The 22,300-nt window shown below is 64.1% G+C and carries 24 protein-coding genes and 1 tRNA gene; 12 read left to right on the top strand and 13 right to left on the bottom strand.

Annotation, left to right across the window (positions count from 1 at the left end):
- Nucleotides 1–33: 33 nt before the first annotated feature.
- Nucleotides 34–122, bottom strand: a tRNA-Leu gene (locus AC0WRY_RS22585).
- Nucleotides 123–295: 173 nt separating this feature from the next.
- Here AC0WRY_RS22585 and AC0WRY_RS22580 point away from each other — a divergent pair.
- A complete protein-coding gene (locus AC0WRY_RS22580; protein ID WP_212068201.1) occupies nt 296–721 on the top strand; it encodes a twin-arginine translocation pathway signal in 426 nt (141 codons plus the stop codon).
- A 27-nt stretch (nt 722–748) separates the two neighbouring features.
- On the opposite strand, the gene AC0WRY_RS22575 is transcribed toward AC0WRY_RS22580, so the two are convergent.
- Both AC0WRY_RS22575 and AC0WRY_RS22570 read right to left on the bottom strand, forming a co-directional pair.
- A complete protein-coding gene (locus AC0WRY_RS22575; RefSeq protein ID WP_491120936.1) occupies nt 749–1,951 on the bottom strand; it encodes an FAD-dependent monooxygenase in 1,203 nt (400 codons plus the stop codon).
- 19 nt (nt 1,952–1,970) lie between these two features.
- The gene (locus AC0WRY_RS22570; protein WP_194403017.1) at nt 1,971–2,216 is read right to left on the bottom strand and encodes a zinc-finger domain-containing protein; all 246 of its coding nucleotides are present in this window, start codon (nt 2,214–2,216) and stop codon (nt 1,971–1,973) included.
- Nucleotides 2,217–2,524: 308 nt separating this feature from the next.
- Between AC0WRY_RS22570 and AC0WRY_RS22565 the strand changes: the two genes are divergently transcribed.
- Together AC0WRY_RS22565 and AC0WRY_RS22560 are read left to right on the top strand one after the other, a co-directional pair.
- A complete protein-coding gene (locus AC0WRY_RS22565; protein ID WP_194403016.1) occupies nt 2,525–3,661 on the top strand; it encodes a hypothetical protein in 1,137 nt (378 codons plus the stop codon).
- Nucleotides 3,662–3,768: 107 nt separating this feature from the next.
- Nucleotides 3,769–4,524 (top strand): alpha/beta fold hydrolase, encoded by a 756-nt coding sequence (locus AC0WRY_RS22560; protein WP_194403015.1) that lies wholly within the window; start codon nt 3,769–3,771, stop codon nt 4,522–4,524.
- A 93-nt stretch (nt 4,525–4,617) separates the two neighbouring features.
- Here the strand turns inward: AC0WRY_RS22560 and AC0WRY_RS22555 are convergent, their stop codons facing one another.
- Entirely contained in the window at nt 4,618–5,553 is a 936-nt protein-coding gene (locus tag AC0WRY_RS22555; protein ID WP_212068198.1) for a LysR family transcriptional regulator, read from the bottom strand.
- Nucleotides 5,554–5,658: 105 nt separating this feature from the next.
- Here AC0WRY_RS22555 and AC0WRY_RS22550 point away from each other — a divergent pair, with 105 nt between their 5' ends.
- On the top strand, nt 5,659–6,072 hold the full coding sequence (locus AC0WRY_RS22550) for a hypothetical protein (protein ID WP_491120933.1): 414 nt from the start codon (nt 5,659–5,661) through the stop codon (nt 6,070–6,072).
- Between the two features lie 100 nt (nt 6,073–6,172).
- On the opposite strand, the gene AC0WRY_RS22545 is transcribed toward AC0WRY_RS22550, so the two are convergent.
- Both AC0WRY_RS22545 and AC0WRY_RS22540 read right to left on the bottom strand, forming a co-directional pair.
- Nucleotides 6,173–7,768, bottom strand: a complete 1,596-nt coding sequence (locus tag AC0WRY_RS22545; protein WP_194403012.1) for a sensor histidine kinase — start codon at nt 7,766–7,768, stop codon at nt 6,173–6,175.
- 252 nt (nt 7,769–8,020) lie between these two features.
- A complete protein-coding gene (locus tag AC0WRY_RS22540) occupies nt 8,021–9,379 on the bottom strand; it encodes a hypothetical protein (protein ID WP_194403011.1) in 1,359 nt (452 codons plus the stop codon).
- Between the two features lie 290 nt (nt 9,380–9,669).
- Here AC0WRY_RS22540 and cysE point away from each other — a divergent pair, with 290 nt between their 5' ends.
- Both cysE and AC0WRY_RS22530 read left to right on the top strand, forming a co-directional pair.
- Nucleotides 9,670–10,494: a serine O-acetyltransferase gene (gene cysE, locus AC0WRY_RS22535; RefSeq protein ID WP_194403010.1), complete on the top strand. Its 825-nt coding sequence runs from the start codon at nt 9,670–9,672 to the stop codon at nt 10,492–10,494.
- A 127-nt stretch (nt 10,495–10,621) separates the two neighbouring features.
- Nucleotides 10,622–10,840 (top strand): DUF3126 family protein, encoded by a 219-nt coding sequence (locus AC0WRY_RS22530; protein WP_007602550.1) that lies wholly within the window; start codon nt 10,622–10,624, stop codon nt 10,838–10,840.
- Nucleotides 10,841–11,052: 212 nt separating this feature from the next.
- On the opposite strand, the gene AC0WRY_RS22525 is transcribed toward AC0WRY_RS22530, so the two are convergent.
- Nucleotides 11,053–11,760, bottom strand: coding sequence for a hypothetical protein (locus AC0WRY_RS22525; RefSeq protein ID WP_194403009.1), 708 nt, complete (start codon nt 11,758–11,760; stop codon nt 11,053–11,055).
- Between the two features lie 221 nt (nt 11,761–11,981).
- Between AC0WRY_RS22525 and AC0WRY_RS22520 the strand changes: the two genes are divergently transcribed.
- The 3 genes from AC0WRY_RS22520 (at nt 11,982) to AC0WRY_RS22510 (ending at nt 14,757) form a co-directional block, all read left to right on the top strand.
- A complete protein-coding gene (locus AC0WRY_RS22520; protein WP_063195224.1) occupies nt 11,982–12,311 on the top strand; it encodes a DUF6949 family protein in 330 nt (109 codons plus the stop codon).
- A gap of 88 nt (nt 12,312–12,399) precedes the next feature.
- Nucleotides 12,400–12,930, top strand: coding sequence for a gamma carbonic anhydrase family protein (locus AC0WRY_RS22515; RefSeq protein WP_194403008.1), 531 nt, complete (start codon nt 12,400–12,402; stop codon nt 12,928–12,930).
- A gap of 132 nt (nt 12,931–13,062) precedes the next feature.
- Nucleotides 13,063–14,757 (top strand): PAS-domain containing protein, encoded by a 1,695-nt coding sequence (locus tag AC0WRY_RS22510; protein ID WP_194403007.1) that lies wholly within the window; start codon nt 13,063–13,065, stop codon nt 14,755–14,757.
- Between the two features lie 27 nt (nt 14,758–14,784).
- On the opposite strand, the gene AC0WRY_RS22505 is transcribed toward AC0WRY_RS22510, so the two are convergent.
- Nucleotides 14,785–14,949 carry a hypothetical protein gene (locus AC0WRY_RS22505; protein WP_194403006.1) on the bottom strand — a complete coding sequence of 55 codons (165 nt, stop codon included), beginning with the start codon at nt 14,947–14,949 and terminating at the stop codon, nt 14,785–14,787.
- A gap of 95 nt (nt 14,950–15,044) precedes the next feature.
- Between AC0WRY_RS22505 and AC0WRY_RS22500 the strand changes: the two genes are divergently transcribed.
- Complete coding sequence (locus AC0WRY_RS22500; RefSeq protein ID WP_194403005.1) at nt 15,045–15,362, top strand: hypothetical protein; 318 nt, start codon at nt 15,045–15,047, stop codon at nt 15,360–15,362.
- 104 nt (nt 15,363–15,466) lie between these two features.
- Entirely contained in the window at nt 15,467–15,841 is a 375-nt protein-coding gene (locus AC0WRY_RS22495; RefSeq protein ID WP_194403004.1) for a hypothetical protein, read from the top strand.
- A 190-nt stretch (nt 15,842–16,031) separates the two neighbouring features.
- Here the strand turns inward: AC0WRY_RS22495 and AC0WRY_RS22490 are convergent, their stop codons facing one another.
- Nucleotides 16,032–16,526: a hypothetical protein gene (locus AC0WRY_RS22490; RefSeq protein ID WP_194403003.1), complete on the bottom strand. Its 495-nt coding sequence runs from the start codon at nt 16,524–16,526 to the stop codon at nt 16,032–16,034.
- Nucleotides 16,527–17,032: 506 nt separating this feature from the next.
- Here AC0WRY_RS22490 and AC0WRY_RS22485 point away from each other — a divergent pair.
- Nucleotides 17,033–18,304 (top strand): DUF892 family protein, encoded by a 1,272-nt coding sequence (locus AC0WRY_RS22485; RefSeq protein ID WP_194403002.1) that lies wholly within the window; start codon nt 17,033–17,035, stop codon nt 18,302–18,304.
- A gap of 92 nt (nt 18,305–18,396) precedes the next feature.
- Here the strand turns inward: AC0WRY_RS22485 and AC0WRY_RS22480 are convergent, their stop codons facing one another.
- From AC0WRY_RS22480 to AC0WRY_RS22465, 4 genes are read right to left on the bottom strand one after another with little or no spacing between them, the layout of a single operon-like run.
- Entirely contained in the window at nt 18,397–19,134 is a 738-nt protein-coding gene (locus AC0WRY_RS22480; RefSeq protein ID WP_194408375.1) for an aspartate/glutamate racemase family protein, read from the bottom strand.
- 20 nt (nt 19,135–19,154) lie between these two features.
- Complete coding sequence (locus AC0WRY_RS22475; protein ID WP_194403001.1) at nt 19,155–20,033, bottom strand: ABC transporter permease; 879 nt, start codon at nt 20,031–20,033, stop codon at nt 19,155–19,157.
- A gap of 3 nt (nt 20,034–20,036) precedes the next feature.
- On the bottom strand, nt 20,037–20,990 hold the full coding sequence (locus AC0WRY_RS22470) for an ABC transporter permease (RefSeq protein ID WP_194403000.1): 954 nt from the start codon (nt 20,988–20,990) through the stop codon (nt 20,037–20,039).
- A gap of 5 nt (nt 20,991–20,995) precedes the next feature.
- On the bottom strand, nt 20,996–22,285 hold the full coding sequence (locus AC0WRY_RS22465; protein ID WP_194402999.1) for an ABC transporter substrate-binding protein: 1,290 nt from the start codon (nt 22,283–22,285) through the stop codon (nt 20,996–20,998).
- Nucleotides 22,286–22,300: the final 15 nt, after the last annotated feature.

Below are 22,300 nucleotides of genomic sequence, written 5' to 3'. Positions count from 1 at the left end.
CCGCTTGCGGAGGCGGCGGTGCGAGCATCTCGCTGGTGCGGGCAGCCGGGGTCGAACCGGCACAGCGCTTGCGCACCGAGGGATTTTAAGTCCCTTGCGTCTACCAATTCCGCCATGCCCGCTTGATCCAACGAGATCAAACACTTAAGTCCAGCTCCGGCCGTCTGGAATTGGCGCTTTGCGTGACCGGGGGACGGTTCTTCCTTAAGCGAGCCGGGCGCACAAGGCAAAACCTCAATCCGGACATCTGGTGCTGCTTTAGGCATTCTCAATCCACGGGGACTATTCATCCGGCATGGCTGCTTCGTTTTCCTCTTCCCTGCGCGGCTCCGGCGCGCTCCTCGCGCTGCTTGCGGCCGCCGCCGCGCTGTCCGGCTGCGCCAGCATGAGCGAGACGGTCGCACCGGCCTTTGCCGATCCCGCCAAATATGATCTGTACGACTGCAAGCAGCTGGAGGGGGAGCGCAAGGCGCTCGCCAAGCGGACTGACGAGTTGCAGAGGCTGATGGACAAGGCCCAGACCGGAGCCGGAGGCGCCGTCGTGTCCGAGCTCGCTTATCGCAACGACTACATCGCGGTGCGCGGGCAGGCACAATTGGCCGAGGACGGCTGGCGCCGCAACAGGTGCCGGGAGACGCCCGAGGAGCTGCCGGCTGCCGCATCGTCGTCGCCCGCGGCCCCGGTCAAGCCCGCGTCGAGATCCGGCAAAGCGGCCCGCTGAGGCGATGCCGCCGGCGGGCGCTTCGCATCAGGGCCGCCAGCTGTAGATCCAGTCCTGCCGTGCCAGCATACGGTCCGGGCCGAGCGCGCGGATCGCGAGGTCGCGCGCGGCCGCAAGCGGTCCACTGAAATGATAGATGCGGCCCTGCTGCCGCGCGGTCCGCTGCACCCGGCGCACCCGCGCCTCGCGCGCGCGGCCGTATTGCTTCAGCGCAGCGCTGATGCCCGCGGTGCTCTCGGCGGCCTCGAGGCTCAGATGGCGGGCGAGCACCGCGGCATCCTCGATCGCCATGCCCGCTCCTTGCGCTGCGAACGGCAGCATCGCATGCACGGAATCGCCGAGCAGGGCCACCGGCCCTTTGCTCCAGGGGCAGCCGTCGGGCACGCCGAACAGCGCCCATTTCCGCCAGCTGTCGACCGTGGCGAGCATCATGCGCGCCGCCGGCGGCCAGCGTGGGCCGGCGAAGGCGTCCATCACCTCAAGGGGATCCCCAGGCGTGCTCCAGCCCGGCCTGTTCCAGGTGCCCGGCAGCACCGCGACCACGTTGATCTGCTGTCCGCCGGCGATCGGATAGGCGACGAGATGGGCGTTCGGGCCCATCCAGAGCTGCACCCGGCGCGCGGTGTAGCCCTTCGGCAGCTGCGTGGCATCGAGCGTGCCGCGCCAGGCGATAAGCCCGGAGAAGCGCGGCTGCACCTCGGGAAACAGATGCTGGCGGACCGTCGACCAGATGCCGTCGGCGCCGATCAGCGCGCTGGCGAGATCGCTGCGGCGGATCGTGCCGCTGCGATGGACCACCGTCAGTCCCTTGGCGTGAGGCGCGACGTCCTCGAAGGTCGCGCCCAGCTTCAGGTCGATATCGGGATGATCGGCGACGGCGCCGGATAGCGCCGATTGCAGGTCGGCGCGGTGCACCACCCAATAGGGGGCGCCGGCCCGCAGCGAGGCTGTTTCGCCGAGCGGCATGCGTAGCAGCTCGCCGCCGGCCCGCGCGCTCATGATCGAGACCGCTTCCGGGGTGACGGCGCGCAGCTTGAGACGTTCGGTGAGCCCGAGCTCGACCAGCACGCGGCTGGCATTGGGAGAGAGCTGCAGGCCGGCGCCGACTTCCTCGAGGCGTTCGGCCTTTTCCAGCACGACGATGCGGAAGCCGCGGGCCGCGAGCGCAAGCGCGGCCGTCAGTCCACCGATGCCGGCACCGGCGATGACAATCGTTCGGGAGAGCGCCACCCCTGACCGATGAAGACGGTCAGGCCACCTTGTCCTTCAGGACGCATTCCGGCGGGCGGGCTTCACCCGCCTTCAGGTCGGCCGCGAAGCGGTACAGCGTCGAGCAATAGGGGCAGATGATCTCGTTGTCGTTGCCGAGGTCGAGGAAGACGTGCGGATGGTCGAACGGAGGATTGGCGCCCACGCACATGAACTCTTTCGAGCCGATCTCGATGACGGGGACACCGGCATCGTTGTGGAAGTGCGGGACGACATGGTCGGACATCGTAGTTCATCCTGGAGTAGCAATGGCGGCAGACACAATCAAAAACTGACGCGGCATCTTTAAGGCGCCGCGGACCATACTGGCGGGTGCAGATGATTGCTAGTCCAGCGGAACCGAAAGGTCCGCAATTGCCCCATGCTCATTTGCTCATGCAAATTCGACACAATCTTGGGGCCTGAGAGAAGCCCTTCTTTCGTCGGGGACGTTGTGTCGCAATTTTGGCATACTATGTCTGTGGACGAGCGCAATTGCGATCAAAGACGAATCATCAGGCGCAAACGATTTCAGGGACCGTCCGGACTTTCCACATGAAGTGGCTGCGAATCACGACAGCGTTGACGGGTATCGCGGCCTGCGGCTTCATGCTCGTACAGGTAGCGCCGCACGCCCGTGAGGCCGGCGCGATCCTCGCAGCCCAGGATGACCCGGCCGTGCTGTCCGAGCTGAAGCTCGATCAAGTGCTGCGGCAGAACGACCGTCTGGTTCAGGACAACATCGAGGCCGCGCTCGCAGCAGGGGACGCCGATCTCGCCGACAGTTTCGTCACGCTCGCGCGCGACCGCAACATCGCGCTGCCGGACGATCTCCTGAGCCGCGTCGGCGATGCGGTCAAAGCCGAGAATTCGACCTCGCATTTTGCGAAGCGCTTCGCGACCGGCCTCGTCACCGGCAATGCCGACGACGTGGCGAGCCTGTCCGGAACAGTGGCCGGCGACCTCTTCGTCATCGGCGACATCCGGGATGTCGTCCGTGAGGGCAAGCACCTCGCCATGGGCGAGGATACCGATCGTCTGGTGCTCGGCCTCGCGGCCGCCGGCCTTGCGGTGACTGCGGCAACCTATGTGTCCGTCGGTGGCGCTGCGCCCGTGCGCGCCGGACTGACACTGGTGAAGGATGCACGGAAGGTCGGACGGCTCGGCGAGGGGCTCGCCGTCTGGGCCGGCCGTTCCGCGCGTGAGGTCGTCGACACGCCGATGCTGCAGAATGCCGTGGCCAAGGGTTCCGTGTTCCGCCCCGGCGAGACCGTCAGCGCAATCAAGGCTGCGTTCCGGGCCGAGAAGGCCGGCGCGCTGGTCCGGCTCGGCAAGGACGTCACGCGCGTCGCCGGGAAGACCGGGACGCGCGGCGCCATGGATACTCTGCGCATCGCCGAAGGCCCGAAGGACGTCGCGCGCGCGGCGCGGCTTGCGGAGGCGCAGGGCGGAAAGACGCGCGCGATCATGAAGCTGCTCGGCCGCGGCGCGCTGCTGCTGATCGGCGGCGCGTTCGATCTGACGATGTGGCTGCTCGGCGCGGCGCTGACGCTGTTCGGCCTGTTGTCCTCGATCAAGGCGACCACCGAGCGCCTGACCCAGGCTTGGTGCGATCGCAGACGTGCCCGGCGGCTCCGCCGGGCCCGGATCGCCCCGGAGGCCGCTCTGGCCGGTGCGGCCGCGACGGCCTGAAGCTTTCGATTATTGTTTGAGCATGATGTTGCCGGAAAACCGCTGCACAGTTTTCCGGATCGTGCTCTAAGACCGATCACTCCCCACAACGACCTGCGGAACTGATGATGCCGAGCTTTCACAACGGCGCCGTTGAAATTGCCTATCTCGACGAAGGCGAGGGCGATCCGATCATCCTGGTGCACGGCTTTGCCTCGAGCAAGAACGTCAACTGGGTCTATCCGACCTGGGTCTCCGAGCTGCGCAAGAACGGCCGCCGCGTCATCGCGCTCGACAATCGCGGCCATGGCGACAGCGCCAAGCTCTACGAGCCCGCGCAATATTCCATACCCGTGATGGCCGGCGACGTGCTGGCGCTGATGGATCATCTCGCCATCCCGCAGGCCGACATCATGGGCTATTCGATGGGCGGGCGGATGGCGGCCTGGCTCGGTCTCAACGAACCGCAGCGCCTGCGCTCGGCGATCCTCGGCGGCATCGGCATCGGCGGCTTGATCGAGGGCACTGGTCCCGGCGAGAACGTCGCCAAGGCACTGGAAGCACCAGGGCTCGACGACGTCACCGATCCCGTCGGCCGCACCTTTCGCGCCTTTGCCGACCAGACCCGCTCCGACCGCCGCGCGCTCGCCGCCTGCCTGCGCGGCACGCGAGATCTCATGACGAGGCAAGAAGCCGCGCGTATCGACGTGCCCGTGCTGATCGCGGTCGGCTCGACCGACGACGTCGCAGGAAGTGCCAGCGCGCTCGGTGCCATCATCCCCGGCTCTGAAGTGCTGGACATTCCCAATCGCGACCACATGCGCGCGGTCGGCGACAAGGTCTACAAGACGGGCGTGCTGGATTTTCTCTCGCGCCGCGGCTGAGCCGGCAAAGGGCCAGGAAGGTCTTCGCCGACAAGTCCGTGAGACCTGGAGCTCGGTTGCCTGGCGCCCGGATTTTCGGTGACGGCCGATGCTTCACCCCGCCTTGTCGCTGAACGCGGCGGGAAGCGTGGTGAGGAACGACATGACGCGCTGTGTGCGCAGGGGCGGGCGGCGGCCGGAAGCGCGCAGCATCCATAGCGGTTCCCCAGGCGCGCGCCAGGGCGCCAGCACTTCGACCAGTCGGCCGGAGCGAAGGTCTTCGTTGACGAGCCACGCCGGCCCCCAGCCGACCCCGAACCCATTCGCGACCAAAGCGAGCGAAGCGTGCGCGTCGTCGCAAATGTGCTTGGGCCTGGGCGCGATGCGAATGGGTGCTTTGCCGCGCGGGTCGGCGAAGCGCCAGGTCAGGATCTGACCGCTCGCGGGATTGCGGAAGCCGACGTGGTCATGCGCGGAAAGCTCGTCAGGCGTCGCTGGCGCGCCGCGCGCCTTCAGATAGGCAGGCGAGGCGCAAGCGATCCAGGAGAATGTGCAAAGCCGCCGCGCCTGATGGCCGGGCGTGCGGTCGAGCGGCCCCGAGCGGATCGCGACGTCGACGCCTTCCCCCGCGAGATCGAGAATCTCGTTGCGGAATTTGACCTCGATCTCGATTTCCGGGCGTTCCCGCAGGAACGCGGGCAGTCGCGGCAGAATACAGGCGCGCGCGAACGAGGCGGGGGCGGTCACGCGCACCCGTCCGCAATCGCCGCGCGCGACTTCGCCGAGCGCGGATTGGACACGGGCGAGACTTTCGACCAACGCGCGTCCTGCCGTCATCAGCCTGTCGCCCTCTTCGGTCAGCGCCAACGAATGGGTGGAGCGATGCAAGAGCCGCAACCCGTGGGCCTTTTCGAAGCGGGCGACCGCCTTGGACATTGCCGAAGTGGTCGTCCCCGCCCGCCGCGCGGCTTCGGCGAAGGAGCCCGCCTCGACGACGCGGACGAAGGCGAGGAGACGCGAGAGATCGGGAGGCAAAGTTGTTGTGGACATGTAGTCCACATAGTCATGGCTGTGCCGTCACTACAAGGGCCGTTTCCGGACAGCTAATTCGGGGGCGTCAGCGCGCATTCTGCGGCTGGAAACGCGGGAAGTCCCATGAACCTCATCGAAATCACCCTGCAAGCCCTCGACGCCGCCGAGCGGGCTATCCCACCCGGCCAGCCGTTCTACATGCTCAATCTGCTGCGCTATCGCACGCAGGCGCATTACGAGGACGGATTCGACGCCGCGCCTTGCTCGGGCCGCGAAGCCTTTAATGAACGCTACAGGCCGGCATTCCGCCGTCTTGCAGTCGGCAAGCCGCTCGTGCGGATGTTTTCAGTCCCGGTCCTGGCGAGCCTCGTCGGCTCGCCAAGCGAACGCTGGGACGAAGCCGCGATCAATGAATACGGCGATTTCGCCACCTTCCGCGCGATCGTCGAAACCGAGACCTACCGGCGCGAAGTCGCTCCGCACCGTCATGCGGCGCTCGAAGATTTCCGGCTGATCGCGCTCGCCAAGGCGATGTGAGACTGCAATGACAATGCCGAGCATCGTCGCGGCACGACCTCACCACGGCCGCGGCGGGCCAAAAGCCATGTGGCGCGGTTTGATGTGGCGTAGTCGCGGCCTAGCCGCCCTTTGCAATAGGCAGGGCGATCTCGAACGTTGATCCCTCAGGTCCCGTATCGCCCAGGACCAGGCGGCCTCCATATCTCTCGATAATCGTGCGGGATATCGCTAGTCCCAAGCCCATGCCCGCCGATTTGGTCGTATAGAACGCTTCAAATACGCGGTCCCGATCAAGAAGCGGCACGCCGGTACCAGAATCCTGGATCGACAAGAGAACAAATGAATCTTGCGCGACCCGAGCGCCAATATTCAGTCTGCGGCTATCGCGTGGCATGGAAGCCATGGCCTCGATGGCATTCTTGATCAAGTTCAGAATCACCTGCTGCAACTGTACCGGGTCGGCTCTTACGAGAGGCGCTCCATCCTCGAAGTCAGTTACGACAAGCACTCCATTGAATTGCAGCTCATGCTGCAGCAGGCGTAACACCTGCCGCGCTACGTTCTCGACGTTGATCGTGACCGGTTTGTCGGTTGCGTGCTTGAACAGTCCACGAATGCTTGTGATCGTGTTGTCAACTCTCAGGCTGGCTTCCACAATATCCTTAAGAATGGCACTGAGCTCTTCGAGCCGGAGAGGTTTTGCACCAAGGACCTGCTGAGCAGTGTCGGCGTTTAATGTGATTGACCCCAAGGGTGACCTGACTTCATGGGCTATCGCTGCGGTGGCTGCATCTATGCTCACGAAGCGATTGGTGCGCTCTCGCAGCTGCATCATCAGAGCGCTGGCCAATCTCGAATAAAGCATGGTCATTTCTGCGACCAATACGGACAGCAGAGTAACACTTGCGATGAGCGCAAACCCGCGAGCGGTGTACCAACCTACGGAAAATCGAGACGAGCCGGCGTATGCCGCCACCAGGAAATTGGGAAGGGCCGCGAATACAGTGACCATCAGCCACAAGTCGAGCACCGTGCGCCTTCGGACAAAGAGTATCAGGAGTACGAAGCCTGCCAATATCGTGAGGCCTATGTTGAATTGATTGCTGAGGCGCGTCTGTCGCATGAGACCTGTCGTAAAGAACTGCGGCAGATACTCAGTGCCGTCTATCACCAGCCACGACGGCAGGGCTATCAACACGAATACGATCGACAGCGTGATTGCGATGTTTGCCGTCGTCGACCCCTGCGACATCCTTCCTTTGTCTTTCAGCAGCGCATAGAAAAGGATGCTCAACGGAAAGGTGGTGTACCAAAGTACGAAGAACCAAGCCGGCGTGTTGTAGACGTCACCTATGAGCCCGTTTGGTGCATAACTGCCTGGAAAACTCAGAGTCTGCAGAAAGGCAAACGAGCCTGCGCAGATGTATCCGCTCGCGACGATCAGAAGGGCTCGGTGCGGCTGCACTGAATACTGAGCGAATAAGAGGGTCGCCGTCAGCAGGTCAGCTGTAGCCATGACCGTCTGAACGACCGGCAAAAAGCTGTCTACTCTGCCAATTTGTTGATTGGCGAACGGAGCCAGAAACGATGAAACGACCAGGATACTGACCACAAGACCGAGCGCCATCGCTCGGTGCCGTTGGGTGTAAGGCATCGAAGCGACCACAAGTGGAGGGTCGGTCTCCAGCGCAAAATGGCGATTGTCCGGGTTCAAGGTCGTGGTCCCATCTGCAGCCAATGTTGCAGCATATCCAAGGCTTCCGCGCTGACAATGTCTGCTTCGGGGACGCGAGCAGAGGTGCAAGCGCGTCGATCGAGAGTGCCTGGAGTCCGCCAGTGGTCGTTATGGGACACCGGTTCCTTGCCGACGCGACTGGCTTTTGAACACCAAGTCAGTTCTAGGGCCCTGTAGATGACAGCGATCGCTGCCCGGACGAAGCCGGGCGCGACGAACCTCACCCCAATCTCACCGCCCTTTAACGTCCTCCCCAAACCGCCGCCCCACCGCCACCAACACCACGAAGGTCGCCACCCACACCATCCTTGCGCCGTAGCGGTCGTGGGGGCCGGAGATGACGGCGCAGATGAAGGCGTTGCCGAGCAGGGCTAGTGTCACGGTGGCTGCCAGCAGCGTCAGGTCGTCGAGCTTGCGGTTCGCGAGCGCATGGCCGAGCAGTGCGAGCAGCGCCAGCATCGAGGCCAGCGCCACCGGCACGTGAAGCCAGTTGATCGCGGTGAAGTCGAGCTGCCAGTTCTGCTGTCGCGCCGCGCGCATCGGCGCGGCTTGCGCGGGAACGTAGCGCTCGATGATGCCGCGGGTGTGCGGGATCCAGCCATTGGTGCCTTCGCCGGTCGCGACATGCAGCAATTGCTGGCCCATCGCCCGCAGCGCCGCGCCGGCCTGCCAGGCCGGATATTCCCTCAGCGACTGCACGACGATGTAGCCCATCTCGTCGTTCAGCCCATCGAAACGGCCGAGCGCGTTGAACATGCTGTTGCCCCACAGGAACTCGTCGGCGGTCGCCGGCAGCTCATTGCGATACGGGCACAGCTTGTAGCGCTCGCGCGGGCAGTGGTCGTTCAGGTAACGCGCGACGATACCGTCCTGCATCATGCGGCCGAAGGCGACGCCGTAGCCGCCGGGCGTCCAAGCGACCTTGCCGGACAATGCATAATTCGCCGAGACCAGCATCACCGCGCCCGCAACAATGGTGAGGCTCGCCTGCGTCAGGCCAGCGAGCGGAAGGCGCCCCTTCAGAAACGGCCGTGCCATCCAGCCCGCGACGCAAAGCCCGAGCAGCACGCCGAGCGTGGCGCTGTGGGTCGCAGCGGCAAAGGCGGTGAAGACGAACAGCGCGATCTTTTCCAGCGCCGAGGTGCGGCTTGCGCCCACAATCAGCAGAAACAGCGAGAGCACCGAGAGCCCGGCAAAGATATCGGTGAGCAGCATGCTCGCAAGCCAGGGCAGCGCGGTCGACACGATCAGCCCGAGGCTGATCGCGACGAAGCGGAAGGTCTGCATCATCGAGAGCACGCGCAGTGTGAGCTGCAGCAGCCACAGCGTCGCCAGCGACTGGACCGCGAGGTTGATCCAGAAACCAAAGCTCTCGCCGTAGTGCAGATAGAGCCCGAACACCGTGGAGCGGCTGGGGACGAGATAGCCCTCGTACCAGCGCGCCAGATAGCCGCCGGTATCCCATTGCAACAGCGGATAGCCGTTCCAGAACGCCGGCGCGATCATCAGCAGGGGCAGGGCCACCGCCGCCAGACGCAGCCAAGGCGCACCTGCGGCGCGCGCGCGCAATTGATCAGTGGTGATGCTCAAATCCGGCCCCGTCCTCGCTTGCCGACCATGCCCGCAATAACGGTTGGCAGAGAATTCACCAATAGTTTGACGCCGCCCGGCTTGAATTTGGCAAAACTCTGACCACCTTGAGCCGACCTCGCCGCTTGGGGGCGTCAGAAGAAGCCGTTGTGTTTCAACGTCTTGGTCTGCTTTCGCGGGGCAAGGTGCTGTTCACTCTCAGGCAAGCCGGTCAGGACTTTGCCGCCTAGACTATGCTATAGAGCCGGTCAAACGGGCCCATTCGAAAGCGCATCCCAGAGAGCAAATCCATGGCAGTGCATCAGGTCAATCCCGGCGGAAAGCTCGCATCGCTCGATCCGATCTGGGACCGGATCCGGGGCGAAGCGGAGGACATCGTCCGTCGCGAGCCGGAGCTTGCGACCTTCATCTATTCGTCGGTGCTGCATCACAGCCGCCTGGAAGATTCGGTGGTCCACCGCGTCGCCGAACGGCTCGATCATTCCGCGCTGTCGGGCGATCTGGTGCGCCAGGCCTATATGGATGCCCTGCGCGACGATCCCGATCTTGGCAACGCCTTCCGCGCTGATCTCGTTGCCGTCTACGACCGCGATCCCGCGACTTCCCGCTTCATCGATCCCTTGCTCTACTTCAAGGGCTTTCACGCGATCCAGACCCATCGCCTCGCGCATTGGCTCTACCTGAAGGGCCGCAAGGACTTCTCATATTATCTGCAGAGCCGCGCCTCCGCGGTGTTCCAGACCGACATCAATCCCGCCGCGCGCATCGGCCGCGGCATCTTCCTCGACCACGCCACCGGCTTCGTCTGCGGCGAGACGGCGATCATCGAGGACGACGTCTCGATCCTGCACGGCGTCACGCTCGGCGGCACCGGCAAGGAGAATGAGGACCGTCATCCCAAGATCCGCCACGGCGTGCTGATCGGCGCCGGCGCAAAAATCCTCGGCAACATCGAGATCGGCCATTGCGCGCGCATCGCCGCCGGCTCGGTCGTGGTCAAGCCGGTGCCGCACAACGTCACGGTCGCGGGCGTGCCGGCCAAGATCGTCGGTGAAGCTGGCTGCGCCGAGCCGTCGCGCACGATGGATCAGATGATCAACGCCATGGGGCTTTGAGAGGGCCCTTGATGTAAGGGCCGGTTTTCCGGCCCTTTTCCTCCCCAAATTCTTTGGCAAATCATGCTGGCGGTTCGTCGCGTCTCGTCCTAAAACGCGGCCAGCCATTTTCGATCGGAGACTTGCCGTGGACGTCAAAGAAGTCAGAAAGTTAGATGCGTATCTGAAACGCGTATTCGGCAATCCCAAGATCCGCGTCGTGCCGCGGCCGAAGAAAGACGATTCCGCCGAAGTCTATATCGGCGAGGAATTCATCGGCGTCCTCTTCGTCGACGACGAGGACGATGATCGCTCTTTCCAGTTCCAGATGGCGATCCTCGAGGACGATCTGGTCGATCAGGAATAGTTTTCAACGCCGTCATTGCGTGCCCATGGGCCCCGGCCCAGCGGCGCACCGTCGAAGCGACGTTGCGCTGCGTCCGGGGCACGCATCGAGATTGAGGCGCGCTCCTTCCGCGCCGTTATTGCCGCAAATCGCCTTCGAAAAATACGAAGAACGCCAAGCACTTGCTACTGTGCATGGGGTTGTTTTCGTGTTTTTTGTTTTGGGCGGACCGCTTACCCCTTCGGCCCGCGCAGCTGCGCGGTCAGCTTCTCCATCGCCTCCGCCACGTCGTGCCATTGCGACAGCCAGCTGCGCGGAAAGCGGAAGGTGAGGTCGGCGCCGCCGACGCGGCGTTCGGACAGGCACATGCCCGGCGTCGCCGCATCGCGGGTGCAGCGCGCGGTCAGTGCCGGGCTTGCCGCGGAATAGAGATCCTCGCTGCCGTAAGGCGTATCAGCGCGGAACATCCGCATGGTCAGGCCGTCCACGGGCTGGGCCGCGGCCTGGTCGAGATAGCGCGGATAGATCGTTGCGGTCCGCTGCTCGGGCGAGAGCGCATCGTGATGGGCTGCGATCGACAGGAAGATGCGATCGATCGAATGCACTGCCGCTTCCACCGTGTCGGCGGTGACGTGCTTGGGCGCGCCGGGCGGCTCCAGCGAGGGATAGAGGAAGTCGAGATCGATGCGCTCCTGCGGTCCGGAGTGCCGCTGGATCTTCATGCGGATCGCCGTCGTCGGCAGGTTGAACAGCGTGCCGCCGACGCTCACCGGCAGTTTGTCCGGGGCGTTCGCGCCGCCCGCGCCCCAGGTCGGCCACAGTAGATAGGCGACGAGCGCGACAGCGCATGCCGCGGCAATGCCGCCGAGCACGATCGGGACGACATGCGTCCTGGCATGCGTGCGGGGGGACCTGAGGGGAGCTTCGGAAAACACCGTCATGAGCTAGCGCAAGAGAGCCGGATGTCGGCCGGTGGCCGACGAATCAGCGGCGAATATGCCATGCGGCGGCGATTTCGCGCAGCGTTCGCGGCCGCAGGGAACGGGACGGCCCCTGCGTCTGAGGGGCAGCGGTGTTAACCTTCCCTTAAGGATAATGTAGCGTTAACCAGCCCTATTTGTCACAGGAAGGCGGTGGCGTTGCGTAAGGGCGGACCGTTCCGATGACACCTGAAGCTTTCAATACCTTGTTCTCGATCTGCATTGGTTTCGCGCTCGCGGGCGCGCTCGTGAACGGATACCAGGCGCTCGCGCAGCGGCCCGCCGGCTTCGGCCTGTTGCAGGACGGCGTGGCGCCCAAGACCTTCGCGGCCGTGCCGTTCCTGGTGTTCGCCGCGCCCTTCATCATCATGCGCAACACGCTGCGCGGCATGCGGGTGGAAAGCCGCCGTGCCGAGTTCGTGATGATGGCAACCCTCATCGCCGGCTTCTGGAGCATGATGAGCGGCACCTTCTTCCTGATGACGCTGCGCGCCGCCGGCGTTCTGGGCTGAGGCCCGGCCGGATCGGCGAGCTGCCCGGTTCCTTTGCCTCTTCGCCGCCGTTTCGCTATGGCTGAAGTCGACGTGACAGGAGACCTCCATGGCGATCTACGAGCTCGACGGGCAGGCGCCCGACCTTCCCGCCGACGGCAATTACTTCATCGCGGAGACCGCGACCGTGATCGGCCGGGTTCGCCTGAAACCGGGCGCGAGCGTCTGGTTCGGCGCCGTGCTGCGCGGCGACAATGAGTGGATCGAGATCGGGGAGGGCGCCAATGTGCAGGACGGCTCGACCTGCCACACCGATCTCGGCTTTCCGCTTCACATCGGCCGGAACTGCACGGTCGGCCACAACGTCATCCTGCACGGCTGCACCGTCGAGGAGGGTGCCCTGATCGGCATGGGCTCGATCGTGATGAACGGCGCCAGGATCGGCCGCAACAGCATCGTCGGTGCCGGTTCCGTCATCACCGAGGGCAAGGAATTTCCCGAACGTTCCCTGATCATCGGCTCGCCGGCGCGCGTGATCCGCACGCTCGACGACGCCCAGGTGCAGAAGATGGGAAGCGCGGCGAGGTTCTACGTCGCCAACGGTCCGCGCTTCAAGAACGGCCTGAAACGGATCGGTTGAGCAGCCCGCGCTGCCGGCCGGGACCCGGCGCGGGACCGGTTCCGTACCGTAAAAATACAGCTAGGTACTTTAATCCTCCGCTAGCGCGATCACGCTTATCATCGAGCGTTTTCAACCAGGAGGAGCGGCGCCATGAATGCGACGGCGCTGGAATCCGGCTTTGGTGCCGGAACCAATCTATTGAAGAAATTCGTGAGGTTCGCGCGCGGCACCGACACGCTGACCGTTGCGGAGAAGGTCTACAGCATTGCCGCCTTCCTCGCGATCGTCACCACTTTCCTCCTGGTGATGTCGGTCCAGTCGGTGCGGTTGCAGACGACCTATCGTCACATGCACGCCTCGTCCGCCGAGGCGGCGATCAGCGTCGGGCGCATCAATGCGCTGATCTACGCCATCGTGATGGAATCACGCGGCATCTACATGTCCACCGATCGTCGTGCGATGATGCCCTACGCGGACGGGCTGACCCGGCGCAACCGCGAGCTGGCCGAGGCCGTGAAGAGCATGGAGCGCACCGTCGGCAATGATGATGCCGAGCTGTTCGCGAGCTTCCGCCAGCGCATCACGCAGTTCATCGAGTTCCGCCAGGAGCTGGTGCGGCGTGGCGTGGAGATCAGCTCCGCGGCGGCGCGCGAATGGGGCGACAACAACGCCAACCGGAAGGTGCGCAGTCAACTCAACAGCGATGTCGAGGCGCTCGAGCGCATCTATCAGCAGCGCGCCCGCGAGGCGGACGCACTCGCCAACGAAAACCGTTACGCGGCGGCCTATCTGTTCGCGCTCGGGCTCGCGGCGCTGATGTTCGCAGGTCTGAACGTCGTCGTCATGCGGGGCTCCGTGGTCGGCGCGCTGGCCGATATTACGCAGGCCACCGACCGGATCGCAGCCGGTGACGTCAAGAGCGAGGTGCCGCATCTCGGCCGTCACGACGAGATCGGACGTCTGGCGCGCGCCGTGCAGAACTTCCGCGATGCCGTCGCACGCATCTTCCAGCTCGAGGAGCTCGAGCTCGGTACCGCCCAGGCGCGCGACGCCGCGAGGACCGAGCGCGATAATTTCAACGACAAGTACCAGGCCAAGAAGTGGCAGCTCTCGGCGGCGATCAACAGCATGCCGCAGGGCCTGATCATGCTCGACGGCAAGGCCAACGTGGTGGCGATGAATTCGAACTACCGGCAGATCTACAATCTGCCCGAGACGATCCAGGCCGGATCCACCCTCGAGGAAATCCTCCAGCACCGGGTCAAGAGCGGGCTGTTCAACGGCGACGTCGAGAAATATGTCGCGGCGGTTCTCGGCCGGATCGCCAGGCGCGAGCCGGCGGCCTACGAGATTTCCCTCAACGACGGCCGCACCATCAAGATCTACGAGCGTCCGATGGATGGCGGCGGCTGGGTTTCGGTGCAGGAGGACGTCACTGCACAGCGCCAGCACGAGCGCATTCTGGAACGGATGGAGCGCTTCCTCGCCACCATCATCGAGAACGTCGCCGAGGGCATCATCGCCAAGGATGCGCGCAATTTGCGCTACGTTTTCGTCAACAAGGCCGCCGAGAAGATGATCGGCATGACGCGCGGCGAGATCATCGGCAAGACCGCGCGGGAATTGTTCTCCGCAGAGGCGGCTGAACTGATCGAGCGGCGCGACCAGCAACTGCTCGCGCAGAAGCAGCAGCTCGAGCCGATCGTCGACACCATCGACAATCCCGCACGCGGGCGCCGCGTCATTTGCGCTCGCCGGATCCAGGTGGGCGGCGCCAGCGAAGAGTCCCACATGTTCGTGACCATGGTCGAGGACCGCACCGAGAAGGCGGCGGCGGCGGCATAGCTGCCGGCAGCAAATGCGAGCGGCGCGTCAGCGCCCTTCGGATTCGCCTGCTTCGATTGCGCCTGCGGCTTTCTCATGGCCGGCGGCCCACAGCGCATGCTCGTCGCTGCCGTCGAGATAGGGATTGGCCTCGGCCGGAATGTTCTCGCGCGCGGCGCGTTCGCCCTCTGCAAAGGGATCGCGATCGGTCATTGTCGGTCTTGCCTCCCGGCTTTCAAGCTGATGTGACGGCATTTGTTCCGGAACTGGACTATGCCGCGGCGGTTGACCGCTAAAGGAGAGCTTCGATGGCCGCAGCGCCCTTCGCCGTTTCAAGCAAAATCACGATCCTGATCTTCGCGCTCGCGGCGATGCCGGCGGTCGCCTTCGCGCAGGCGGCCGGCGGGTCTGCCGGATCGACGGGTGGCTCTGCGGGGGCGACCGGAGGTGTTGCCAACGCGCCCGCGCCACCGCCCGGCACCAACAGCCTGGGCACGGCTCAATCGTCCGGCGCGGGCGCCGGAGTCACCACCGGCAGCGGCACAGGCGGCTCGGCTGATGCCGCCGTCAATGCCGAGAATCGCATGCTCGACAAGAAGCTCAAGAGCATCTGCCGCGGCTGCTGAATGCTCGCGCGGAAGTGAGGCAGTGTGGCTGTCCGGAATGCCTAAGTGACGCTAGCTTGGTCCTGCTTTGAAGCGTGGAGCGTGTCCACGCGGAGGATCGAGTGATGTTACGCAGGATGATGATGGCGGCGCTGACCGTCGCGGCGGTCGGGCTGTCGATGCCGCATGCGGCTGAGGCGCGGGGATTCGGACATGGCGGTTGGGGGCATGGCGGTGGTGGCTGGGGCTATGGTGGCTGGGGTCATGGCGGCCATTGGCATGGCGGCGGCTTCTGGCCTGGAGTCGCGATCGGGGCGGGCATTGCCGGCGCCGGCTACTACGGCGGCTATTACGGCTACGGCTATCCCTACGGCGGCTCCTACTATTATGATACCGGCTACGACGACTACAACGGTGGCTATGGTGGCTGCTACGTCGTGCGGAAGCGTGTGATGACGCCGGCTGGATGGCGATACCGCCGCGTGGATGTCTGCGAATAGCCTCCTCGACGAGAGGCCAACCGACAAAAAAACAAGGCCGTTGACGCAGTATACCGTCAACGACCTTGCCAGCCCCGGACATTGAAATCGGCTCACGCCATCCGGTAACCGCGAGCATCGCGCGGAATCACACGGGCGAATGTGATCCAGTTCACAAGTCGAAAAAATTAGTCCCGTCGTCGTGAATTGCTTAGCCGCGCGAGCGCTTGCGCGCGCTGGCATGGACGCGGTGCCGCACCGGTTTCCTGCGGGTAACCGTCGGTGCTTCGACGTCGGTTGCGCGTGCGCTGGCGAACGACTGCCGCAGGCCGTCGATGGACTCGTTCAGCGTCGCGACCTGCTCGGACAGGCGCTTGGTGTCGGCCTGCTGCGCCGCCATCAGCCGCTTCATGGTCTGGAGCTGATCCTGCACCACCTGGAGCTGATCGATCGATTCCTGCTGGGTCGCCTCCAGCCCCTTGGTCTTCTCGACGAGCTGCTCGGAGGCCTGTGCGGCCCGGGCCTGGAGCTGCCGTGATGCCACCACCCGGTCGGTTTCGGGTGCGGCGCCGGTATAGGCGCGCCAGATCGCGATCGAGGTGACCCCGGCGATCAGGAGCAGGAGCGCTGCGGCGGTCAGCGCGATGGGCTGGGCGCCGAGACGAAGAAGGGGGTTGGACGGTGCGTCCTGTGCGAGATCGATCATCGCTGACAAAACCCAAATTGAAACTTGGTGAGTGGCGAAGACCGGCAGCCCTAAGGCCGCCGGGGCGTCCCGAAAGCGTTACGTTTCGGCAACGAATGGGACCAAAAAGAGGCTAAAGGCGAAAAAGGTAACCGATCCAGTCCGTTCGGCCGGACGGCCGCGGTCACCTAAGGCAGGCTCCGTAAAAATACGGACAGGCGTCCCGGCGAGGTTTTGGCCGGCTACGCCGGCAAGCCGCGCCGCGCGGCCGCGCGGGCGGATCGGCGGTCGAGCGGGCAGCGAAGGAAGCGACGCCTCTCTTTCCTGCGAGCCAAGCCGAACAAGTCGCGCACCTTCGCGCGTGACCGTCGCAACATCCTTGATCCGGTCTGCCTTCCTCCATGTGCATGGCAAGGCAGCTCGGCGCGCGTCGCCGCGGCGATGAGGCTTAGCCATCGCGATAGGAACAACCGCGACATGCATCCGTTCGGGAATCGATCTGTCCCCAAGCCCGAGGCCTTTCCCCTATGTATCACCACGTCAAGAAACTGATGTTCACCGTTCGCGTCGACGAGCCGGACCCTCGCTTCGGCAACATGCTGCTAGAACAGTTCGGCGGCGCCAACGGCGAGCTGGCCGCTGCCATGCAATACTCCATTCAGGGCCTCAACTGCGAAGATCCTGACCGCAAGGATCTGTTGATGGACATCGGAACGGAGGAGTTGAGCCATCTCGAAGTCGTCGGCACATTGGCGCGCATGCATCTGAAGCCGTCGAAATTCGACCGTCAGGCGGCGGAAGCCGATCCGCTGATCGCGATCGCCGGAGGCGGCGGCGTCAATCTGTTCAATTCGCAAGGCAACGCCTGGACTGCCGACTATCTGAAGATCACCGGGGAGCTGGATGTCGATCTGCGCAGCAACATCGCGGCGGAGGCGCGTGCCAAGATCGTCTACGAGCGGCTGATCAATTTCTGTGACGATGCCGGCACCAAGGATGCCCTGCAATTCCTGATGACCCGCGAAATCACCCATATGAAGGCGTTTGCACTGGCGCTCGAAAGCATGGGCAAGCCCGCCTTCAGCATCGGCCGCATTGCGCCGACGCCGGGCCTGGTCAACCAGTTCTTCAACGATTCGACGGGAGCCGGCGATCACGGCGAGATCGACACCCGCGGCCCCTGGAACGAGGGCGGCGACTGGGTCTTCACGGAATCTCCCGCGATCCAGGCCGGCGAGCCTGGACCTGCGACCGCCATCGTGACCGAGAGTTCGCCACCGATGGACGAAGCCGGGCTCGGCGACCTCCTGCTCGACGAGCTGCGCGATATCCTTCATGCCGAGAAGCAACTGACCAAGGCGCTGCCGAAAATGGTGGAAGCTGCGCGTTTCGATCAATTGCGTGAGCTGTTCGAGATGCATCTCGGCGAGACCGAGACCCAAATCGAGCGCATCAACGAATGCTTTGAGCTACTCGGCAAGACGCCGCGGGCCAAGCCTTGCAAGGGCATGATGGGCCTCGTCGAAGAAGGGCAGGAGATCATCGACGAGGGCGAAAAGAAGGAGGATGCAGCCGCCGACCTCGCCTTGATCGGCGCGGCGCAGCGAGTCGAGCATTACGAGATCGCCGGCTACACCACTGCGCGCAACCTCGCCCAACAGCTGCGCCACAGCGCCATCGTCGCTTTGCTGTCGAAGTCGCTGGCCGAAGAGGAGAACGCAGATCAGCTGCTCAACCAGGTCGCGCGATCCCTGATGTCGGTCGCGAAGATGCCCGCTGCGGTGGAGCAGACCGAGTAGGGCGATGTGATCTCGCGCAATCGACCATCGGCGGCCCGCGATCGTTGAGAGCGGGCCGCCGAACCATTTTAGACGGAGCGAACGGTCGTGAGCTAGCCTTCCGGCTGGAACGGCGAAAACGGCCCGGAATAGGTCTTCGGCCGCGGCGCCGCATAGGGGCCGAGCCGGGAGGTCTTCAGCCCCAGCCGCACCAATGATTCCGCCAGCGTCACTGCGGCGGCGACGCCGTCGATCACGGGCAGGCCGTGGGTGGCGGCAAGCTCGGCGGCGAGATCGGCCATGCCGGCGCAGCCGAGCACGATCGCCTCAGCGCGGTCGTCGCGGATTGCAGCCGCGATCTCGGCGGAGATCTTTGCGAGCGCATCGGTGTTGCGCTCCTCCAATGCAAGCACCGGGACTTCGGCGGCGCGGACGCGGGCGCAGCGATCGGCGAGGCCGTATTTCCCCAAATTATGCTCGATCGGCACGATGGAGACACTGAGCGTCGTCACCACGGCAAAGCGCGCCGCGACCAGGCTCGCCATGTGGAAGCCGGCCTCGCCGATGCCGATCACCGGCGCCTTGGCAACGGCGCGGGCGGCATCCAGGCCGGTGTCGTCGAAGCAGGCGATGATATGGGCCTCGGCACCGTCGCGGTCGGCCTCGCGGATGCAGCCGAGCATGCCGGGCACGGCGAAGGCTTCGTCGTAAAATCCCTCGATCGAGACCGGGCCCATCGCCGGCTGGCGCGCATCGATCACCGTGCCGGATAACGCGACCGCACGCGCCGCGGCGGCGATCTTCGCCGTCATCGATGCGGTGGTGTTGGGATTGACGACGTGCAGCCGCATCGGATCAGACAAGTCCCTTGTCAAACAAGCCCTTTACCGGCGTCCGAACCCTTGGCCGCCTGGCGCTTGTTGAGCATGTGGATGGTGCCGAGCGCAAGCGTGATCACGGTGAACGACACCGCCGAGATCACGGTGCCGAGCGCATAGATGTCGGGATTCGTCACCGTGGTGGTGAGGCCTTGCAGATCGAGCGGCAATGTATTCACCGCCCCGATCGCCTGACTGGAGCGGGCGAGCTCGTCCCAGGACAGCGTGAAGCCGAACAGGCCGATGCCGATCACCGACGGCAGGATGATCGGCAGCACGACATGGCGGAACGTCTGCCACGGCGTCGCGCCGAGATCGCGCGCGGCTTCCTCGAGACGCGGGTCGAAGCGGTTGAAGATCGCGAACATGATGAGCAGGCCGAACGGCAGCGTCCAGGTCAGATGCGCGCCGAGCCCCGAGGTCAGCAAGCCCATCGACGTCTCGAAGTTCTCGTTCCAATGCGCCTTGATCAGATCGTCGATGATGCGGAATTCGAGGGAGATGCCGAGCGAGGTGATGATCGAGGGAACGATCAGGCTCGCGATCGCCGAATAGAACAGGAGGCTCTGCGCTTTGAATCTGCGGCGGAAGGCCATGCCGGCGGCGACCGACAGCACGACGGTGACGATCATCACGATGATGCCGAGCAGCAGCGAGCGGCGGAAGGCCGCGCCGAGATCGACGATGCCGGTGCCCTGGAACAATTTTGCGATCCAGAAGGTCGACACGCCGTTCATCGGGAAGGTGAGGCCGCCCTGCGGTCCCTGGAACGACAGCACGTAGATCGCGATCATCGGGCCGTAGAGGAACAGCACATAGCCCGCGAAGAAGATCGCGAGCACGTAGAACGAGCGCGGGCGTCCTTCCTTCATGCTCTAGAGCTCCTTCTTGATGTCGACGATCCGCGACATCATGGTGATGATCAGGAAGGTGATGACGAGCAGGATCACGGCATTGGCCGCTGCCGCGGGGAATTGCAGCGCGTTCACCCGCGTCTCAATGATCTTGCCGGCCGCCGCGATCTGCTGGCCCCCCATGACGCCGATGGTGATGAAATCGCCCATCACGATGGTGATGACGAAGATCGAGCCGATCACGATGCCCGGCTTGGCGAGCGGGATGATGACGTTGACCAGCGTTTGGAAGCCGGTGGCACCGGCGTCATAGGCGGCCTCGATCAGCGACTTGTCGATGCGGATCATCGAGTTGAAGATCGGCACCACCATGAAGAAGGTGAAGAGGTGCACCAGCGCCAGCACCACGGAGAATTCGGAGAACAGCAGCCATTCCAGCGGATGGTTGATCAGACCGGTCTTGACCAGGCCGGAATTGACGAGGCCGTTGCGCCCGAGCAGCGGAATCCAGGCGATCATGCGGATCACGTTGGAGGTCCAAAACGGGATCGTGCAGAGCAGTGACAATCCCATCTGCCAGGTCTTCGACTTGACGTGGAAGGCGAGGAAGTAGGCGACCCAGAAGCCGATGAAAAGCGTGATCGCCCAGACCATGAAGCAGAGCTTCAGCGTCTTCACATATGTCTTGCCGATCGTGCAGAGATCGGGGAGCTGCGCGATGCAGCCTTCGAACGTGTCGGTGTAGCCGCGGCCCGAGAAGGCCGGCAGCAACTGGTATTCGTTGTAGTCCCAGAACGAGACGATGACGACGAACACCAGCGGAATGAGGAAGAAGGCGAGAAACACCAGCATCATCGGCCCGGCCTGAAGCCAGGAGATGAAGGACGGCGACAGGCGCGTCGGTTTCGCGGCGCGCGCTGTGCCCGACCCCGGGATCAAGCCCGGGGACGCCTGTTGCAGGACTTCTTCCGACATGTCCGTTACGCCGCGATGAACTCGTTCCACTTGCGGACCATGTAGTCGTTCTCGTCCATCACGGCGTTCCAGCAGGCAACGCCGCCCATGCGGTCCTCATAAGAGCCGCCGTCGCGCACGGCGCCGGCCTTCTCCAGCAGCGAGCCGTCGGGCGCCTTGATGTCCTTCTCGGCCGGCTTGCCTTCCATCCAGTACGCCCACTCGTAGGGCTCCATATGCGCCTTCGCGGTGGAGAGCACGGCGGAGTAGTAGCCCTGGCGATTGAGATAGGCGCCGGCATAACCCGACAGGAACCAGTTGACGAACTCATAGGCCCATTCGAGCTTGGGACCCGACACGCCCTTCGAGACGCAGAAGCCGGACGCCCAGGAGCGGTAGCCTTCCTTCAGCGGCTGGAAGGTGCAGGCAATGCCCATCGAGCGCACCTTGGTCACGGCCGGCGACCACATCGACTGAATGACAGTTTCACCTGACGCCATCAGGTTGACGCTCTCATTAAAGTCCTTCCAGAAGGCGCGGAACTGGCCGGCCTTCTTGGCTTCGGTCATCACCTTCATGGTGAGATCGATCTCTTCCTTGGTCATGTTGCCCTTATCGGCATATTTGTACTTGCCGGTGGCTTCCACGACCATCGCGGCGTCCATGATGCCGATCGAGGGGATGTTGAGGATCGAGGCCTTGCCCTTGAATTCGGGGTTGAGCAGCTCCGACCATGAGCTGATCGGCCGCTTGATCAGGTCGGGACGGATGCCGAGCGTGTCGGCGTTGTAGACGGTCGGGATCAGCGTTACGAATTCGGTCGCCGACGTCGCGAACTTCTTGGAGTCCTTGCCCTCGAGATACAGCACCTTCCAGGGCGCGGTGCCCTGGCCGCCGATCTTCTTGCCGCCGGGCGTTTCGCCCTTGGTGAAGACAGGCGTGATGTTGTCGAATTCCTTGATCTTCCTGGCGTCGAGCGCAAGGATGTTGCCCGACGGCACGATCTTCTTCAGCGAGAAATATTCGGTGTCCAGCACGTCGAAGGAGTTCGGCTGGGTCATCACGCGCTTGGTGACGTCGTCGGTTGTCGCGGTGATGTATTCGATCTTGATGCCGGTGTCCTTCAGGCACTGCTTGGAGATGTCGTCGCCCTCGTTCACGGCGGTGCCGAGATAGCGCAGCACCTTGGTCTCGGCCGACTTCACATAGGGAAAGCCGGTGATGGCGCCGGAGCCGGCGGCAAAGCCGGCGAGACCCGCGGTGCCCTTCAATAGCGTGCGGCGGCTGACGCCGGTTGTCCTGGTCGTCTCGGTCATTTCGCTCACTCCTTT

The sequence above is a fragment of the Bradyrhizobium sp. T-12 genome (assembly GCF_058314695.1).
The sequence above is the reverse complement of the archived record's forward strand: the minus strand, read 5'-3'. Positions and strand labels throughout refer to the sequence as shown.

Coding starts and splice junctions, on each gene's coding strand:
- AC0WRY_RS22580 (WP_212068201.1), top strand. CDS start 296: ATGGCTGCTTCGTTTTCCTCTTCCCTGCGCGGCTCCGGCGCGCTCCTC.
- AC0WRY_RS22570 (WP_194403017.1), bottom strand. CDS start 2,216: ATGTCCGACCATGTCGTCCCGCACTTCCACAACGATGCCGGTGTCCCC.
- AC0WRY_RS22565 (WP_194403016.1), top strand. CDS start 2,525: ATGAAGTGGCTGCGAATCACGACAGCGTTGACGGGTATCGCGGCCTGC.
- AC0WRY_RS22560 (WP_194403015.1), top strand. CDS start 3,769: ATGCCGAGCTTTCACAACGGCGCCGTTGAAATTGCCTATCTCGACGAA.
- AC0WRY_RS22555 (WP_212068198.1), bottom strand. CDS start 5,553: ATGTCCACAACAACTTTGCCTCCCGATCTCTCGCGTCTCCTCGCCTTC.
- AC0WRY_RS22550 (WP_491120933.1), top strand. CDS start 5,659: ATGAACCTCATCGAAATCACCCTGCAAGCCCTCGACGCCGCCGAGCGG.
- cysE (WP_194403010.1), top strand. CDS start 9,670: ATGGCAGTGCATCAGGTCAATCCCGGCGGAAAGCTCGCATCGCTCGAT.
- AC0WRY_RS22525 (WP_194403009.1), bottom strand. CDS start 11,760: ATGACGGTGTTTTCCGAAGCTCCCCTCAGGTCCCCCCGCACGCATGCC.
- AC0WRY_RS22520 (WP_063195224.1), top strand. CDS start 11,982: ATGACACCTGAAGCTTTCAATACCTTGTTCTCGATCTGCATTGGTTTC.
- AC0WRY_RS22515 (WP_194403008.1), top strand. CDS start 12,400: ATGGCGATCTACGAGCTCGACGGGCAGGCGCCCGACCTTCCCGCCGAC.
- AC0WRY_RS22510 (WP_194403007.1), top strand. CDS start 13,063: ATGAATGCGACGGCGCTGGAATCCGGCTTTGGTGCCGGAACCAATCTA.
- AC0WRY_RS22505 (WP_194403006.1), bottom strand. CDS start 14,949: ATGACCGATCGCGATCCCTTTGCAGAGGGCGAACGCGCCGCGCGCGAG.
- AC0WRY_RS22500 (WP_194403005.1), top strand. CDS start 15,045: ATGGCCGCAGCGCCCTTCGCCGTTTCAAGCAAAATCACGATCCTGATC.
- AC0WRY_RS22495 (WP_194403004.1), top strand. CDS start 15,467: ATGTTACGCAGGATGATGATGGCGGCGCTGACCGTCGCGGCGGTCGGG.
- AC0WRY_RS22490 (WP_194403003.1), bottom strand. CDS start 16,526: ATGATCGATCTCGCACAGGACGCACCGTCCAACCCCCTTCTTCGTCTC.
- AC0WRY_RS22485 (WP_194403002.1), top strand. CDS start 17,033: ATGTATCACCACGTCAAGAAACTGATGTTCACCGTTCGCGTCGACGAG.
- AC0WRY_RS22480 (WP_194408375.1), bottom strand. CDS start 19,134: ATGCGGCTGCACGTCGTCAATCCCAACACCACCGCATCGATGACGGCG.
- AC0WRY_RS22475 (WP_194403001.1), bottom strand. CDS start 20,033: ATGAAGGAAGGACGCCCGCGCTCGTTCTACGTGCTCGCGATCTTCTTC.
- AC0WRY_RS22470 (WP_194403000.1), bottom strand. CDS start 20,990: ATGTCGGAAGAAGTCCTGCAACAGGCGTCCCCGGGCTTGATCCCGGGG.
- AC0WRY_RS22465 (WP_194402999.1), bottom strand. CDS start 22,285: ATGACCGAGACGACCAGGACAACCGGCGTCAGCCGCCGCACGCTATTG.